Raw genomic sequence first — 18409 nt, forward strand, 5'->3', positions numbered from 1 at the left:
CCACGGGCTCCTGCGGGGGCCGCGCCAGCCTTTTCCACTAACCGACCGGCAATAAAAAACGCCCCTGATCATTAGTAATGATCAGGGGCGTTCGGGTGGCTGACGGTATTACTTCATCGCGGCGGCGAAGCTGTGCACGAATGCCGCGTTGTCGATGATCCGATCATGGGTGGAGTCGATCAGCACCGACTGCTCGATGCAGGGCCGGCCCATGACGCGCTCCATGCTCGACTCGATCAGCGCCCGATGCTGTCCGGCCCTGCTCGAGGCCGCCCACCAGCAACTGACAGGTGCCTTGATCGGCTTGAAGTCAGCGTCCCGCAAGCGTTGGCCCAGGGTCCGGTCGACCTCCCAGGAGATCTGCGCCTCGTTGCCCCGCAGCAACTCCTCCTTGATCGCCCGGTAAGCCTCTCCCAACGCCTGATCGGCCCAGGCGCTGAAACCTTGCCATTGCTGCGCGTCATCGGCGCTGCCCGCCTGGCTTTCCAGCCAGGCGTCATGGATCTGCCGGCTCATCTCGGGAAACATGACCCCAAGCAACTCGACGCGGCGCTGATTGGCCGGAATCTCAGTGTCATCGGCGATAACGGCCGTGTCCCAATACGCCTTGAGCCAGTAAGGAGGAGACGCATCGATCCAGCCGACAAACTCCACCTGGCGGCCGGCCTGCTCCAGGGCGTGGGCGACCTCCATGGCCAGGTTGCCTCCCAGGGACCAGCCGGCCAGGCGATAGACACCCTCCGGTTGAGCGCTGAGCAGTTGCGCGGTGTACTCCTCGACCATGGCCGCCCAGGAAGGCACGTCGCTCCCCTCCTCGACCAGCGCCCGGCAGATCACCCCCATCACCGGTCGATGCTCACGCAGCGCCAGGGCAATGGCCGTGTAGCAGTGCACCGAGCCATAGCTGGGGTGGAACAGGAACAGCGGCGTACCCTGGGTCTGGCTGTTGAGCTTGACGATCAAGGAGCTGCGAGCGCTTCCTTGAAGGCAAGCGACCTGCCCGGCCACCGTCGGGTTGAGCATCAACTGACTGACTGACAAAAGGGTGCCGGTGGCTTGCCTGATCCTTTCCTTGAGCATCAGTACCAGCAGCGAATGGCCGCCCAGCTCGAAGAAGTTGTCGTGCAACCCCACGCGCTCGACATCCAGCACCTCGGCCCAGATCGCCGCGATCTGCTGTTCCTGCTCGCTGTGCGGGGCCACGTATTCCCGCGCTTGCAGGTTGGCATCGGGCTTGGGCAAGGCCTTGCGGTCCAGCTTGCCGTTGGGGCTCAGCGGCATCTGCTCCAGCAACACCCATTGCGCCGGCACCATATAGTCCGGCAGGTGCATCAGCAGGTGCGCACCGAGGGTTTCGCGCCAATCGTCATGCGGTGCCTGCAAGACCAGATAGCCAACCAGATGCTTGCCGTCGAGGACCTGTACCGTGGCCTCTCGCACCCGCTCGTGCTCCATGATGCGGGCCTCTATCTCGCCCAGCTCGATGCGCAGGCCGCGCAACTTGACCTGATGATCGAGGCGCCCGAGGTATTCGATCACCCCGTCCAGACGCTGCCGCACCCGGTCACCGGTTCGATACAGCCGGGCTCCCGGCGTTAACGGACACGCGATAAAACGCTCGGCGCAAAGCCCTGGACGACGGTGATAACCCCGGGCCAGGCCAGCGCCCCCCAGGTACAGCTCGCCCGCCACACCGACGGCGACCGGCTGCAACTGAGCGTCGAGCACATGGGTTTGCAGGTTGGCGATCGGTTGCCCGATCGGCACCGTGTCGCGACCTTCGTCGACACAGGTCCAGTGGGTCACGTCGATCGCGGCTTCGGTCGGGCCGTAGAGGTTGTACAAACCGGCTTGCGGCAGCTTGGCGAACACCTGCTGCTGGGCGTCCACCGGCAGGGCTTCACCGCTGCAAACGATGCGTTGCAGGCTGTGGCAAGAACCAACGTCCGGATCCTGCAGGAAGGCCTGCAGCATCGAGGGCACAAAGTGCAGCGTGGTGACCTGCTCGGCATTGATCAGGCTGACCAGCTTGGCCGGATCGCGATGATCGCCCGGTGCCGCCACTACCAGCCGCGAGCCGGTCATCAGAGGCCAGAAGAACTCCCACACCGACACATCGAAGCTGAACGGGGTTTTCTGCAATACCGTGTCGCTGGCATCCAGACCATAGGCTTCCTGCATCCACAACAAGCGGTTGGTCAGCGCCGAGTGGCGGTTGCCGGCACCTTTCGGCTGCCCGGTGGAACCGGAGGTGTAGATCACATAGGCCAGGTTCTCGCCATCCAGGGCGATGCCCGGATTTTCCTCGCTGTAACCTTCAAGCCAGGATTCGCCCTGCTCCAGCACCAGGCTTTGCAGCCCTTGGGGAATCGGCAGTTGCTCCAGCAGATGAGCCTGGGTCAGCAACAGTTTCACGCCACTGTCATCCAGCATGTAGGCCAGGCGTTCACGGGGATATTCCGGGTCCAGTGGCACGTAGGCGCCGCCAGCCTTGAGCACTGCCAGCAGACCGACCACCATCTCGATGGAACGCTCCACCGCCAGGCCCACCAGCACATCCGGGCCGACGCCCGCTTCCATCAGGCGATGAGCCAGACGGTTGGCGCGACGGTTCAGCTCTGCGTAACTCAGGCGTTGCTCGCCAAACGCCAGGGCCGGGGCCTCGGGGGTGCGCGCCGCCTGTTCCTCGATCAACTGCTGCACAGGGTATTGCAGCGGGTAATCGCGCTCGGTGGCGTTCCATTGCTCGACCATCAGGCGCTGCTCCTGAGGGTCCAGCAAAGGCAGTTGGCTGACGCTCTGCTGTGGCGCGTCGAGCATGCCCTGCAAGAGGTTCTGCCAATGCCCCATCATGCGCTTGAGCATGCCGTGCTCGAACAGATCGGTGGCATAGGTCAGCGTGGCCCAGATACCGTCCGCGGACTCCTGGGTATCCAGGCTCAAATCGAACTGGGCGGTCTGGCTGCCCCAATCCAGGCCTTCCACCCGCACATCGCTCAGTTGCCGCTCGCGACTCAGCAGACGGGCGTCGCTCTGATGATTGAACATCACCTGGAACAACGGGTTGTGGCTCAGGTTGCGCTCGGGTTGCAGGGCTTCGACCAACTGCTCGAACGGCAGGTCCTGGTGGCTTTGGGCGTCCAGGGCGCGTTGCTTGACCTGCTGCAACAGCTGGGCAACGGTGATCTGCCCGTCGATGTCGGCCTTGAGCACCTGGGTGTTGACGAAGAAACCGATCAGGCGCTCGGTCTCCACCCGATTACGGTTGGCGATCGGCACACCGACGCGGATATCCGACTGCCCGCTGTAGCGATACAGCAGGGTCTGGAACGACGCCAGCAACAGCATGAACAGGGTCACGCCTTCACGCTGGGCCAGGGCCTTGAGCCCCGCCGCCAGCGAGGCCTGCAGCTCGATTTCCAGGCTGGCGCCGCGATAGCTCTGTATGGCTGGCCGCGGATGCTCGCAAGGCAGCTCCAGAACCGGTTGCTCTCCTCCCAGCAGCTCGCGCCAGTAACCCAATTGCCGTTCGCGCTCGCCTGCGGCCATCCAGCTGCGCTGCCACTGTGCGTAATCGGCGTACTGGATCGGCAATGCCGGCAGTTGGCAGTCCTGGCCCTGGCTGTAGGCGGCGTACAACTGCACCAATTCATCGACCATCACTTGCATCGACCAGCCATCGGAGACGATGTGATGCTGGACCAGCACCAGCACATGCTCGTCTTCGGCCAGACGCAGCAGGGTGACCCGCAGCAAAGGCCCTTGTTGCAGATCGAAAGGTCGAGCGATCTCGGCCTCCACCAGCGCCTGGAGCCCCGCTTCGTCCGCATCGGCCCGGGCAATCTGCAACGCCGCGGCAGGACGAATCACCTGCAGCGCGCGCTCGCCATCCTGATACACATGAGTGCGCAGGCTTTCATGACGCGCCACCAGGGTGTCGAAGCTGCGTTGCAAGGCCGCCTGATCCAGCCTGCCGCGCAAACGCAAGGTACTGGGGACATGGTAGGCAGCACTTTGCGGGGCCAGTTGCCAGAGGAACCATTGACGCTCCTGGGCATAGGACAGGGCCAACGGCTGCTGGCGACTTACCGGCAGCAAGGCCGGCGCGCTGTCGGCCGCCAGCGCCTCGGGGTTCAACAAGGCCTCGACGAAGCCTTGCAGCCGCGGTTGTTCGAACAGGGTCCTGAGAGGAACTTCCCTGCCCAGGATTTGCCGCAGGCGTGAAATCACCTGCATGGCCAGCAATGAGTGCCCGCCCAGCTCGAAGAAATGATCGCTCAGGCCAATGCGCTCGGCGCCGAGGATATCGGCCCAGATTCCCGCTACCTGATGCTCGAACTCGGTCTGCGGCGCCACATAGGCTTGCTGTACCAGGCTCGCATCCGGCTGCGGCAGGCCCTTGCGGTCGAGCTTGCCGTTGGGGGTCAGCGGCATGCTGTCCAGGAACAGGAAGTGCGCCGGCACCATGTAATCCGGCAGGCGGGTCTTTAATGCCCGGCGCAGCATTTCGCGGCACTCGGCCTGTGCCGAGGCATCGCTGGCCAGGGCGGGTTCCACTGGCACCAGATAGGCCACCAGTTGCTTGCCGGTGGCGGTCGTCTGAGCCACCACCACGGTTTCCCGCACTGCATCCTGCTCGCGCAGGCGCGCTTCGATCTCGCCCAGCTCGATACGGAAACCGCGGATCTTCACCTGATGGTCGACCCGCCCCAGGTAATCCACCACGCCATCCACACGGCCACGGGTCAGGTCGCCGCTGCGGTAGACGCGGCTGCCGGGTGCACCAAACGGATCCGGGACAAAACGCTCGGCAGTCAGTGCCGGACGTTCCAGGTAACCACGGGCCACGCCTTCGCCACCGAGGTACAGCTCACCAGCGACACCGATCGGTTGCAGGTTCAGTTGGGCGTCCAGCACGTAGCCGCTGCGGTTGCCCAGCAGCTCACCAATCGGTGCATAGGCCGCGCCGCATGGATCGCCCTTGCGCGCTTTCCACAGCAGTGGGGTGACCACGGTCTCGGTCGGGCCGTAGCCGTTGAACAGGTAGGTCGGACGCAAGGCGCGCCAGGCCAGGTCGTAGCTGGCCTGAGCCACCGCATCGCCACCGAAGCAGTACACCCGCACCGCCGGTGGATTGCCGTCGCGCTCGGCGTGTTCGGCCAGCTGTTGCAGGTACACCGGTGGGAACACGCCGACGGTGACACCGTGACGATGCATTTCTGCGTAGGTCTGCTCCGGCAACCACAGGCTGTCGTCACGGATCAGCACCCGAGCGCCGTTGATCAGCGGGTGCATCCAGCCTTCGTGGGAACCGTCGAAGGCGAAGGACATGAAATGCAGTTCGCAATCCGCCGGGGTCATTTCATAGCGCTCGCCGGTGGCGATGATATGCGCCACCAGCGGACCGTGGGACACCGCCACGCCTTTCGGCATGCCGGTGGAACCGGAGGTGTAGATCACGTAGGCCAGGTTGTCGCCGTCCAGCGCCACTTCAGGCGCGGTATCGCTGTAGCCGGCCCACTCCTCGCTGCGGTCCACCGCCAGGGTATTCAACCCGTCCGGGATCGGCAGCTGTTGCTGTACCGCGGTGTGGGTCAGCAGCAGCTTGGCGCGGCTGTCCTGCATCATGTACAGCAGGCGATCGCGCGGGTATTCCACGTCCAGCGGCACATACACGCCGCCAGCTTTCAACACCGCCAGGAAGGCCACCATGATCTCGGCACTGCGCGGCATGGCGATGGCCACCCGCACTTCCGGGCCGACGCCACGAGCGATCAGGGCCCGGGCCAGACGGTTGGCGCTGCGTTCCAGCTCGCCGTAAGTCAGTTGCTGCTCACCAAAGATCACCGCCACCGCATCGGGATTTTCCCGGGCGCGGTCGGCCACCAATTCATGCACCAGTCGCTTGGCCGAGAAGCCGGAATCCGTGCGGTCCCAGAGCTGGAGAATGTGCCGCTGCTCGTCTTTATCCAGCAGGTTCAGCTGACCGATGCTCTGCTGCTGATCGGCGACCATGGCCTGCAACAGGTTCCGCCAGTGCCGCGCCATGCGCTCAATGGTCGCAGCCTCGAACAGGTCGGTGGCATACCCCAGGGAGGCCCAGAGACCATCGCGGCTTTCATGGACATCCAGGTCCAGGTCGAAGTGGGCAGTACGGCGCTCCCACTCCAGGCCCTCGATGCGCAAATCCGAGAGCGCCTGTTGCTCATCGTCCAGGCCGCCTTCGGTCTGATGGTTGAACATCACCTGGAACAATGGATTGAGGCTCAGGCTGCGCTCGGGCTGCAGGGCCTCGACCAACTGCTCGAACGGCAGGTCCTGATGGGCCTGGGCTTCCAGGGCCCGTTGCTTGACCTGCTGCAACAGCTGGGCAACCGTCAGTTGCCCGTCGATATCGGCCTTGAGCACCTGGGTGTTGACGAAGAAGCCGATCAGGCGCTCGGTCTCGACCCGGTTGCGGTTGGCGATCGGCACGCCGACGCGGATATCTTCCTGGCCGCTGTAGCGGTGCAACAACGTCTGGAACGACGCCAGCAAGAGCATGAACATCGTCACGCCCTGGGCCTGGGCCAGGGTCTTGAGGCCGGTCACCAGCGAGCGGTCCAACGGCACATCCAGGCGGGCGCCACTGTGACTCTGCAGCGCCGGGCGCTGGTGATCGAACGGCAGTTCGAGCACCGGTTGCTCACCGCCCAGCAGCTGGCGCCAGTAATCCAACTGACGTTGTTTTTCCCCGGCCTCCATCCACTGGCGCTGCCATACCGCGTAATCGGCGTACTGGATCGGCATGACCGGCAGTTGCAGCGCCAAGCCCTGGCTGTAAGCGCTGTACAGCTGCACCAGCTCCTGCACCATCACCTGCATCGACCAGCCATCGGAGACGATGTGGTGCTGGACCAGCACCAGCACATGCTCGTCCTCGGCCAGGCGCAACAGGCTGACCCGCAGCAGCGGGCCCTGGCGCAAGTCGAAAGGCCGGGCGATATGGGCCTCGACCAGGGTCTTGAGGTGCTGCTCGTCCACCTCCAGCAACTCGATCGCCGGGCTTGCCTGAGGACGAATCACCTGTACTGCGCGCTCGCCGTCCTGCTGCAGATGGGTGCGCAGACTTTCATGGCGAGCCACCAGGGTGTCGAAACTGCGTTGCAAGGCGGCCACGTCCAGCCGCCCTTTCAGACGCAGGGCGCTGGGCACATGGTAGGCCGCACTCTGCGGGTCCAGCTGCCAGAGGAACCACTGGCGCTCCTGGGCATAGGACAGTGGCAGCGGCTGCTCGCGACCGACCGCAAGCATTGCCGGAGCCGGCTCGCCCGCCGTTGCCTCCAGGGCCTGCAAGGCCGCGACGAAACCGGCGAGCCGAGGCTGCTCGAACAGCAGCTTGAGTGGCACCTCGCGCTCCAGGGTATGACGCAGGCGCGACACCACCTGCATCGCCAGCAGCGAATGGCCGCCCATTTCGAAGAAGTGGTCCGTCAGGCCCACCCGCTCGGCGCCGAGAATATCGGCCCAGACGGCCGCCACCTGCTGCTCGACCTCGGTCACCGGCGCGACCCACAGCTGCTGCGACAGGCTGGCGTCGGGCTTGGGCAAGGCCTGTCGGTCCAGCTTGCCGTTGGGGTTCAATGGCATGCGTTCGAGAAACAGCAGGTGCGCCGGCACCATATAGTCCGGCAGTTGTTCACGGACGATCGCCTTGAGCTCCTCGCCCAAGGCCTGGGTATCCTCCCGCTCGGCCACCAGATAGGCCAGGAGCTGGTTATCGGCCGCCAGTACCACAGCTTCGCGGACACTGTCCTGGGCCAGCAGCAAGGCTTCGATTTCCCCCAGCTCGATGCGGAACCCGCGGATCTTCACCTGATGGTCGACCCGGCCGACGTATTCGATCACGCCGTCGGCGCGATAGCGCGCCAGGTCGCCGGTGCGGTACAGACGCTCGCCGGTGTCCGCGAACGGGTCCGGCACAAAACGTTCGGCGGTCAGCAACGGACGGTTCAGGTAGGCACGAGCCAGGCCACAACGACCGCCGATGTACAGCTCGCCCACCGCCCCCAGGGGCGCCAGGTTCAGGTCCCGGTCCAGCACATACAGGGCGCGCCCCGGTAACGAGCGACCGATGGGGCTGGCGGTGGCGCCAATGACTTCATCGCCAGCGCTGCAGTCCAGCACGCTGGACACCACCGTGGCCTCGGTCGGCCCATAGGTATTGAGCAGGCGCACATGCCCCAGGCCGGCCCGCAGCCACTGCGCCGGACCGTCCAGCGGCATGGCTTCGCCGCCGATGTGAATCTGCCGCAGGGCGCCATAGGACCTCGGCCCCGCCGCCAGGCAATCGAGCAGGAACAGGTTCCAGTAGGCGGTCGGCAAGTCGGCCAGGGTAACGCCCTGGCGAATAATCTCGCGGTACAGCCGGGCGCTGTCCCACAGCTCCGGCCCACGCAACACCACACAGGCGCCGTGGGTCAGCGCCGGGTACAGCTGCTCGACGAAACCGTCGAAGTTCAAGGTGGCGAACTGCAAGACCCGATCTTCCCGGCTCAAGCGCGAGTAGCCTGCGGCGATACGGGAGAACTCGGTCAGGGCCCCATGCTCGATCGCCACGCCCTTGGGCTTGCCGGTGGAACCCGAGGTGTAGATCACATAGGCCAGGTTGTGCGGCTCGACCGCCACCTGCGGGTTGTCCTGGGAACATTGGCGCAACGCCTCAGCGGCGCGGTCGATGTCCAGCGTCGCCAGCCCCTCGGGCAACGGCAGTTGCAGGTGGGACTGGCGCAGCACCAGGCGCACGCCGCTGTCTTCGAGCATGTGCAGCAGGCGCTCGCGCGGGTACTCGGGGTCCAGCGGCACATAGGCGCCGCCGGTCTTGAGCACCGCCAGCAGGCTGACCACCATGGCGAAGGAGCGCTCCACCGCGATCCCTACCAGCACCTCGGGCCCGACACCCTGGCCGATCAGGTAATGGGCCAGGCGGTTGGCCTGCCGGTTCAGTTCGGCATAACTCATGGACTGCTCGTCCAGGCACAGGGCCGTCGCCTCAGGGTGCTGCAATGCCTGAGCCTGGAACAAACCCTGGACACCGGCCGGATGGCCGAAAGCCGCCGCCGCGCTGTTCCACTCCCGCAGCAGGCATTTCTGTTCATCCTCGGCCAACACCGCCAGTTGCCCGATGCGACTGCCCGAGCCCGTCGCCACCGCGCGCAGCAAGGCCTGCCAATGGCGCGCCATGCGCTCGATGGTGGCGGCGTCGAACAGATCGGTGGCGTAAGTCAGCGAGGCCCAGATGCCCTCGACCGACTCCTGGGTGTCCAGGCTCAGGTCGAACGGCGCCGTCTGGCTGTCCCACTCCAGGCCTTCGACCCGCAGGCCGGGCAGTTGCTGCTCGCCGCGCGCGCCACGGGCCTCGGTCTGGTGGTTGAACATCACCTGGAACAACGGGTTGTGACTCAGGCTGCGTTCCGGTTGCAGGGCCTCGACCAGTTGCTCGAACGGCAGGTCCTGATGGCTCTGGGCTTCCAGGGCACGTTGCTTGACCTGCTGCAACAGCTGGCTGAAGGTCATCTGCCCGTCGATGTCGGCCTTGAGCACCTGGGTGTTGACGAAGAAGCCGATCAGGCGCTCGGTCTCCACCCGGTTACGGTTGGCGATCGGCACGCCGACGCGGATATCCGACTGCCCACTGTAGCGATACAGCAGGGTCTGGAACGACGCCAGCAACAGCATGAACAGGGTCACGCCTTCGAGCTGGGCCAGCGCCTTGAGGCCTGCGACCAGGACGCCATCCAGGGCCACATCCAGGCGTGCGCCGCGGTAGCTCTGGACCGCCGGGCGCGGGTGGTCCAGCGGCAACTCCAGCACCGGCTGCTCACCGCCCAGCAGCTCGCGCCAGTACCCGAGCTGACGCTCCTTCTCCCCGGCCTCCATCCAGCTGCGCTGCCACAGGGCGTAATCGGGGTATTGAATCGACAGGTCCGGCAACCGCAGGTCCCGGCCCTGGCTGTAGGCGACATACAACGGCACCAGCTCATCGACCATGACCTGCATCGACCAGCCATCGGAAACGATGTGATGCAGCACCAGCACCAGGACGTGCTCGTCCTCCGCCAGTCGCAGCAGCCTGACCCGCAGCAAGGGGCCTTGCCGCAGGTCGAAGGGTTTGCCGACTTCAGCCTCCACCAGTGCCTCAAGCTGCTGCGGGTCGGCCTCTGCCAGGTCGATCTCGAGGCTCGCCGGGGCATTGACCACCTGCACCACCTGTTCGCCCTCCTGGTGCAAATGGGTACGCAGGCTTTCGTGGCGGGCAATCAGGGTGTCGAAACTGCGCTGCAGGGCCGCGTGGTCGAGCCGGCCCTTCAGGCGCAAGGCCCGGGGTACGTGATAGGCCGTGCTCTCGGGCTCCAGTTGCCAGAGAAACCACTGGCGTTCCTGAGCATAAGAGAGTCGTAGCGGCTCCCCCTCCTGCCGCTTGAAAACCGGCGCAATCTCGAACAGATTGATGCCCTGCTGCTTGAGCAGGACCGCCAACGCTTTCTTTTCCTGCGCAGAAAGAGAACCCACTGACTCGATTAATGCTTGCACGCCACGCCCCTCAGGAAATCAATTTATCCAAATCATCTGCAGATAGACGTTTGAGGGCCTCCAGGGATTTAGCCAATGCATCCTGCACCGGCGAAATATTTGTCTGTCGGGACGCGACATAGCGGCTGAAATCGGCCAGCGTCGGCGTGCTGAAAATCGATTTGACGTCGAACTCGGCGTGCAGCTGCTCACGCAACCGGACCACCACCTGAGTGGCCAGCAACGAATGCCCGCCCAGCTCGAAGAAGTTGTCGTTCAAGCCCACCCGCTCGACCTCCAGCACCTCGGCCCAGATCGCCGCGATCTGCTGTTCCAGCTCGCTGTGCGGCGCCACATATTCCCGCGCTTGCAGGTTGGCGTCGGGCTTGGGCAGGGCCTTGCGGTCCAGCTTGCCGTTGGGGCTCAACGGCATCTGCTCCAGCAGCACCCACTGCGCCGGCACCATGTAATCCGGCAGATGCTGCGCCAGGTGTTCGCTGAGCACTTCACGCCAGTCGTCGCTGGCGTCCTGTAGCACCAGGTAACCCACCAGGTGCTTGCTCTCCACCGCCAGCACCGCGGCCTCGCGTACCCGGTCGTGTTCCAGCAGGCGCGCTTCAATCTCGCCCAACTCGATCCGCAGGCCGCGCAGCTTGACCTGATGGTCGATACGTCCGGCATATTCGATCACCCCGTCTTCGCGATAACGCGCCAGGTCGCCGGTGCGGTACAAGCGTTCGCCACTGACAAAAGGATGAGCGACAAAACGTTCGGCACTCAGGCCTGGACGACGGTGATAACCACGGGCCAGACCCACGCCGCCTAGGTACAGCTCGCCCAGCACGCCGACCGGCACCGGCTCGAAGTTGCTGTCGATGATGTAGCAACCCAGGTTGGCGATAGGGCGACCGATAGGCACTGCGTCGCGGCCTTCGTCAACGCAGGTCCAGTGGGTCACGTCGATGGCGGCTTCGGTCGGGCCATAAAGGTTGTACAGGCCGGCTTGCGGCAGCTTGGCGAATACCTGTTGCTGGGCATCCACCGGCAGCGCTTCACCACTGCAGACAATGCGTTGCAGGCTGTGGCAGGAGGACACGCTCGGGTCTTGCAGGAAGGCCTGCAACATCGAGGGCACGAAGTGCAGCGTGGTGACCTTCTCCTGATTGATCAGGCTCACTAGTTTGCCCGGATCACGATGATCCCCCGGTGCCGCCACTACCAAGCGTGAACCGGTCACCAGCGGCCAGAAGAATTCCCACACCGACACGTCGAAGCTGAATGGAGTTTTCTGCAATACCGTGTCGCTGGCATCCAGGCCATAGGCTTCCTGCATCCACAACAGGCGGTTGAGCAGCGCCGAGTGACGGTTGCCCGCGCCCTTGGGTTGGCCGGTGGAACCGGAGGTGTAAATCACATAAGCCAGGTTCTCGCCATCCAGGACAATGCTCGGATTTTCCTCGCTGTAACCTTCAAGCCAGGATTCGCCCTGCTCCAGCACCAGGCTTTGCAGCCCTTGGGGAATCGGCAGTTGCTCCAGCAGATGAGCCTGGGTCAGCAGCAATTTCACACCGCTGTCATCCAGCATGTAGGCCAGGCGTTCGCGCGGGTATTCCGGGTCCAGCGGCACATAGGCACCACCGGCCTTGAGCACCGCCAGCAGGCCGACCACCATCTCGATGGAACGCTCCACCGCCAGCCCCACCAGCACATCCGGGCCGACGCCCGCTTCTATCAGGCGATGAGCCAGACGGTTGGCGCGACGGTTCAGTTCTGCGTAACTCAGGCGTTGCTCGCCAAACGCCAGGGCCGGCGCCTCGGGGGTGCGCGCCGCCTGTTCCTCGATCAGCTGCTGCACAGGGCGTTGCAGCGGGTAATCGCGCTCGGTGGCGTTCCACTGTTCCAGCACCTGCTGACGCTCGGCGACGTCGAGCATGGGCAACTCACCCAGGCGCTGCTGGCTGTCCTCGACCATGCCTTGCAGCAGGTTGAGCAGATGCCGGCCATAGGTTTCCACGGCCTGGGCGCTGAAGCTGGCCCGGGCAAAGCTGAACTGCAGCGACAGCGTCTCGCCCATGTCCACCAACAGGGTCAAGGGATAGCTGGTCTGTTCATGGGCCTTGGGCGCGCCAAACCGCAGACCGCTGCCGCCGCCCTGCTCCAGGGCCTTTGACACCGGGTAGTTCTCGAACACCAGGATGTTGTCGAACAGGGCTTCGCCGCCCTGCTCGGCCCAGCGTTGAATGTCGTACAGCGCGCTGTGTTCATGCTCGCGCAGCGCCAGGTTGCGCGCCTGCACCGCCTGCAGCCAGTCCGCCACCGACAGCTGCGCATCGACGGCGCTGATGACCGGCAGGGTGTTGATAAACAGGCCGATCTGCTGCTCGATGCCGTCCAGTTCCGCGGGACGCCCGGCCACGGTGGCGCCGAAGGCCACCACCGGCTGGCCGCTGTGACGCTGCAGCAGGATCAGCCAGGCGGCCTGGATCAGCGTATTGAGGGTGACCTTGTTGCGCCGGGCGAAGGCCTCCAGGCGTCCGGTCAGCTCGCGATCCAGGCTGGATTGATATTGGCCGTAACCGGTGAGCGCCAAAGGCTGGCTGCTGCCCAGGCGAGTCGGGGTTTGCAGCGGGCGCGACTGCTCGCGCCAAAAGGCTTCGGTCAAGGCAGCATCACGCTCCTGCAGCCAGCCGATGTAATCCCGGTAGCGCCCCGTCGCCTCGGGAACCGCCACCCCGGCATAACGTTGCAGCACTTCGCCAAACAGCCGCGAGTTGCTCCAGCCGTCCATGAGGATGTGATGGTTGGTGTAGATCAGCTCGTAGCGGCTGTCATCGGTGCGCACCAGCAGCAAACGCACCAGTGGCGCCTTCGCCAGATCGAAGCCCCGCTGCCGCTGGGCCTCTTGCAGGCTCAGCAGCTCCTGCTCCAGTTCCGGCATGGCGCGCCAATCGAGCTGTTCGATCGGCAGGCTGGCCTGGCGATAGACCACCTGGCATGGCCACTCCAGCTGCCCCTGCCAGAAGAACCCGCTGCGCAAGACCTCATGGGCCTGCACCGTGGCCTGCCACGCCTGCTGGAAGCGCGCCGTGTCCAGGCCTTCGATAGTGACCCGGATCTGGTTGATGTAGTCGCCCGCGGCCTGCTCGTACAGGGTATGGAACAGCATGCCCTGCTGCATCGGCGACAGCGGGTAGATGTCCTCGATCTCCTGTGCCACCAGCGGCAGCGAATCGAGCTGCTGCTGGTTCAGCCCGGCCAGCGGGAAGTCGGAAGCGGTGACGCCGCTATTGCCCGCGGTGCAGCAATGCTCCACCAGGGCGCTGAGTTCCCGGGTATAGGCCTGGCTCAGCTCTTCGATCACCTGGGGCTCGAACATCTCCGGGCTGAAGGTCCAGCCCAGGCGCAGTTCGCCGCCATAGACCTGGCCATTGAGCGTCAACCAGTTGCCCAGCGGGGCCTCGGGGCTCTGCTCGGCGCCGGCGCTTTCAGTGGCGGGAGCGAACAGGCCGTCCTGCTGGTCGAAGCTGCCATCGAACTGGCCCAGATAGTTGAAGGTGATGCGCGGCGTGGGCAACTGGCTGAAGGCCTGCCGGGTCGGCTCATCGCCCAGGTAGCGCAAGGCGCCGAAACCTATGCCCTTGTCCGGCACCGCGCGCAGTTGCTCCTTGATCTGCTTGATCGAACTCGCCAGGTTGTCCGACGGGGTGAGCCGCACCGGGAACAGGCTGGTGAACCAACCCATGGTGCGCGTCAGGTCCAGGTCGTCGAACAGGTCTTCGCGGCCATGGCCTTCCAGCTGAATCAGGCTCGAAGCCTGACCGGTCCAGCGGCACACTACCCGCGCCAGGGCGGTCAGCAGCAGATCGTTGATCTGGGTGCGATAGGCCGTCGGCGCCTGCTGCAGCAATTGCCGGGTGAGTTCGGCATCGAGCTGGCTGACCACAGTCCGGGCCAGCCGTCCCGGGCGCGCGCCCTGGGGATCGCGGCACGGCAGATCGGCCGCCGCACCCTGCAACTGTTGTTGCCAGAAGTCCTTTTCCTGCTGCATCGCCTCACTGCGGGCGTAGGCCTGCAAGCGTTCGGCCCAGGCCTTGAATGCCGAGGTCTTGGCCGGCAGCTGCCGCGGCTGGCCATTGACCAGTTGGCGATACAGGCTTTGCAGGTCTTCGAGGAAGATCCGCCACGACACACCGTCCACCACCAGGTGATGGATCACCAGCAGCAGGCGCTGGGAACCGTCGGGCAGCTCCGCCAGCACCGCCCGCAGCAAAGGCCCCTGCTGCAGGTCGAGGCTTCTCTGGGCCCGCTCACAGAGGGCTTCCAGTTCAGCGGTGTCCTGCACTGTCGCCTGCCACAGCAGCGTCGCGGCCGGGGCGTCATGCCGGGCGCGCCAGCCGTCCGCCTGCTGGCGGAAACTCAAGCGCAAGGCGTCGTGCTGCACCACCAGCGCCTGCAGCGCGGTTTCCAGCAGAGCGCCGTCGATCGCCTGGCGCGGCGTCAACAGCAGCGACTGGTTCCAGTGGTGCCGCTCGGCCAGGTCCATTTCGAAAAACAGCTGCTGGAACGGCAGCAGCGGCGTTTCGCCCTGGACCGGCCCCTGATCGATCAGTTGCACGCTCTGCAACTGCGCGACCCGTGCCAGGCTGCGCACCGTCTGATGCTGGAACAGCGCCTTGGGGGTGAAATGGATACCGGCCGCGCGGGCGCGGCTGACCACCTGGATCGAGATGATCGAGTCACCGCCGCGCTCGAAGAAGTTATCGTTCAGGCCGACCTGTTCAACCCCCAGCACCTCGGCCCAGATCGCCGCGATCCGTTGCTCCAGCTCGCTTTGCGGGGCTTCGTACGCCTCGGTCTGCTGATTGGCATCGGGCTTGGGCAAGGCCTTGCGGTCCATCTTGCCGTTGGGGCTCAACGGCATTTGCTCCAGGACGATCCACTGCGCCGGCACCATGTAGTCCGGCAGATGCTGTGCCAGGTGCTCGCTGAGCACTTCACGCCAGTCGTCGCTGGCATCCTGCAGCACCAGGTAACCCACCAGGTGCTTGTTCTCCACCGCCAGCACCGCGGCTTCGCGTACCCGGTCATGTTCCAGCAGGCGCGCTTCGATCTCGCCCAACTCGATCCGCAGGCCACGCAACTTGACCTGATGGTCGATACGCCCGGCGTATTCGATTACTCCGTCTTCACGGTAGCGAGCCAGGTCGCCGGTGCGGTACAGGCGTTCGCCAGCTACGAAAGGATGAGCGACAAAACGTTCGGCGCTCAGTCCCGGACGACGGTGATAACCGCGGGCCAGACCCACGCCGCCCAGGTACAGCTCACCCAGTACACCGACCGGCACCGGCTCGAAATTGCTGTCGAGGATGTAGCAACCCAGGTTGGCGATAGGGCGACCGATAGGCACCGCGTCGCGACCTTCGTCGACACAGGTCCAGTGGGTCACGTCGATGGCAGCTTCCGTCGGGCCATAAAGGTTGTACAGGCCGGCTTGCGGCAGCTTGGCAAAGACCTGCTGTTGAGCATCCACCGGCAGCGCTTCGCCGCTGCAGACAATGCGCTGCAGGCTGCGGCAGGAGGATACGTCCGAGTCTTGCAGGAAGGCCTGCAACATCGATGGCACAAAGTGCAGCGTGGTGACCTGCTCGGCATTGATCAGGCCGACCAGTTTGGCCGGATCGCGATGATCCCCCGGCGCTGCCACCACCAGGCGCGAACCGGTCATCAGCGGCCAGAAGAACTCCCACACCGAGACGTCGAAGCTGAATGGAGTTTTCTGCAATACCGTGTCGCTGGCATCCAGACCATAGGCTTCCTGCATCCACAACAAACGGTTGGTCAGCGCCGAGTGGCGGTTGCCGGCACCTTTCGGCTGCCCGGTGGAACCGGAGGTGTAGATCACATAGGCCAGGTTCTCGCCATCCAGGGCGATGCCCGGATTTTCCTCGCTGTAACCTTCAAGCCAGGATTCGCCCTGCTCCAGCACCAGGCTTTGCAGCCCTTGGGGAATCGGCAGTTGCTCCAGCAGATGAGCCTGGGTCAGCAACAGTTTCACGCCACTGTCATCCAGCATGTAGGCCAGGCGTTCACGGGGATATTCCGGGTCCAGTGGCACGTAGGCGCCGCCAGCCTTGAGCACTGCCAGCAGACCGACCACCATCTCGATGGAACGCTCCACCGCCAGGCCCACCAGCACATCCGGGCCAACGCCCGCTTGCATCAGGCGATGAGCCAGACGGTTGGCGCGGCGGTTTAGTTCTGCGTAGCTCAGCGAAATAGCCTTGAAGCGCAGCGCCGGCGCGTCCGGCTGCGCCAGTGCCTGGGCCTCGATCAGTTGATGGACCCATTGCCCTTGCGGATAGTCGCGTTCGGTGGCGTTCCACTGAGCGACCATCTGTTGGCGTTCCTGGGCGTCCAGCAACGGCAGATCCTGCACGTGCAGGGCGCTATCGCGGACCGCTGCCCGCAGCAGGCTCAGCCAGTGGCGGCTCATGCGCTCCACGGTCGCCGCACCGAACAGGTCGGTGGCGTAGGTCAAGGACGCCCAGATGCCCTCGCCGGTTTCCTGGGTATCCAGGCTCAGGTCGAACTGGGCGGTCTGGCTCTCCCACTCCAGGCTGGCCACTCGTAGGCCGGGCAGTTGCTGGTCGCCGGCTGGCGTCGCCGCGTTCGCCTGGTGGTTGAACATCACCTGGAACAGCGGGTTGTGGCTCAGGCTGCGCTCGGGCTGCAAGGCCTCGACCAGTTGCTCGAACGGCAGGTCCTGATGGGCCTGGGCCTCCAGGGAACGTTGCTTGGCCTGTTGCAGCAACTGGGCAAAGCTCATCTGCCCGTCGATATCGGCCTTGAGCACCTGGGTGTTGACGAAGAAGCCGATCAGGCGCTCGGTCTCCACCCGGTTACGGTTGGCGATGGGTATGCCGACACGGATATCCGACTGGCCGCTGTAGCGGTACAGCAGGGTCTGGAAGGATGCCAGCAACAGCATGAACAGGGTCACCCCTTCACGCTGGGCCAGTGCCTTCAGGCCCGAGACCAGGGCCGGCTCCAGCGCCAGGTCCAGGCGCGCGCCGCGATAGCTTTGCTGCACCGGGCGCGGGTGATCGAACGGCAGCTCCAGCACCGGCTGCTCGCCGCTGAGCCGCTCGCGCCAATAACCCAGCTGACGCGCCTTCTCCCCCGCTTCCATCCAGCCGCGCTGCCACAGGGCATAGTCGGCGTACTGGATCGGCAGTGCCGGCAACTGGCAGTCCTGGCCCTGGCTATAGGCTGCATACAGTTGCATCAGTTCCTGCACCATCACCTGCATCGACCAGCCATCGGAGACGATGTGGTGCTGCACCAGCACCAGCACGTGTTCCTCTTCGCTCAGGGCCAGCAGGCTGACCCGCAGCAAGGGGCCCCGCTCCAGGTCGAAAGGACGGGCGATCTCCTCCTCCACTCGCGCCTTGAGCCGCGCTTCGTCGACCTGCGCTTCGCCGATGTCGATCCGCGCCTGGGGCAGTACCACTTGCGATCTGTGCTCGCCCTCCAGGTGCAGCTGGGTGCGCAGGCTTTCATGGCGCGCCACCAGGCTGTCGAAACTGCGCTGCAAGGCGGCCTTGTCCAGGCGGCCGCTCAGGCGCAGGGCCCCCGGCACATGGTAGGCCGCGCTCTCGGGCTCCAGTTGCCAGAGGAACCACTGGCGCTCCTGGGCATAGGACAACGGCAGGCTCGGCGCCTCGTGCCGGGTCGGGGCGATGGGGAGTTGAGCGAAACTCATGCCGCGGGTCTGCAAGCGCTGGTAGAACTGCTGGCGCTGCTCCAGCGGCAGGCGAAGAAAGCGCGAAACCAGATCGATATTAGGGTTGGAAAGCAT

At 64.9% G+C, this 18409-nt stretch carries 2 protein-coding genes; both read right to left on the minus strand.

Annotated features, from left to right (window positions below):
• Positions 1-108 precede the first annotated feature (108 nt).
• Positions 109-10572 (minus strand): non-ribosomal peptide synthetase, encoded by a 10464-nt coding sequence (locus C4K38_RS21710; RefSeq protein ID WP_414860355.1) that lies wholly within the window; start codon positions 10570-10572, stop codon positions 109-111.
• A 10-nt stretch (positions 10573-10582) separates the two neighbouring features.
• The gene (locus C4K38_RS21715) at positions 10583-18409 is read right to left on the minus strand and encodes a non-ribosomal peptide synthetase (protein WP_081001564.1); all 7827 of its coding nucleotides are present in this window, start codon (positions 18407-18409) and stop codon (positions 10583-10585) included.

Source organism: Pseudomonas chlororaphis subsp. piscium (assembly GCF_003850345.1).
In the GTDB taxonomy this organism is placed as follows: Bacteria; Pseudomonadota; Gammaproteobacteria; order Pseudomonadales; family Pseudomonadaceae; genus Aquipseudomonas; species Aquipseudomonas piscium.

Coding starts and splice junctions, on each gene's coding strand:
- C4K38_RS21715 (WP_081001564.1), bottom strand. CDS start 18,409: ATGCTTTCCAACCCTAATATCGATCTGGTTTCGCGCTTTCTTCGCCTG.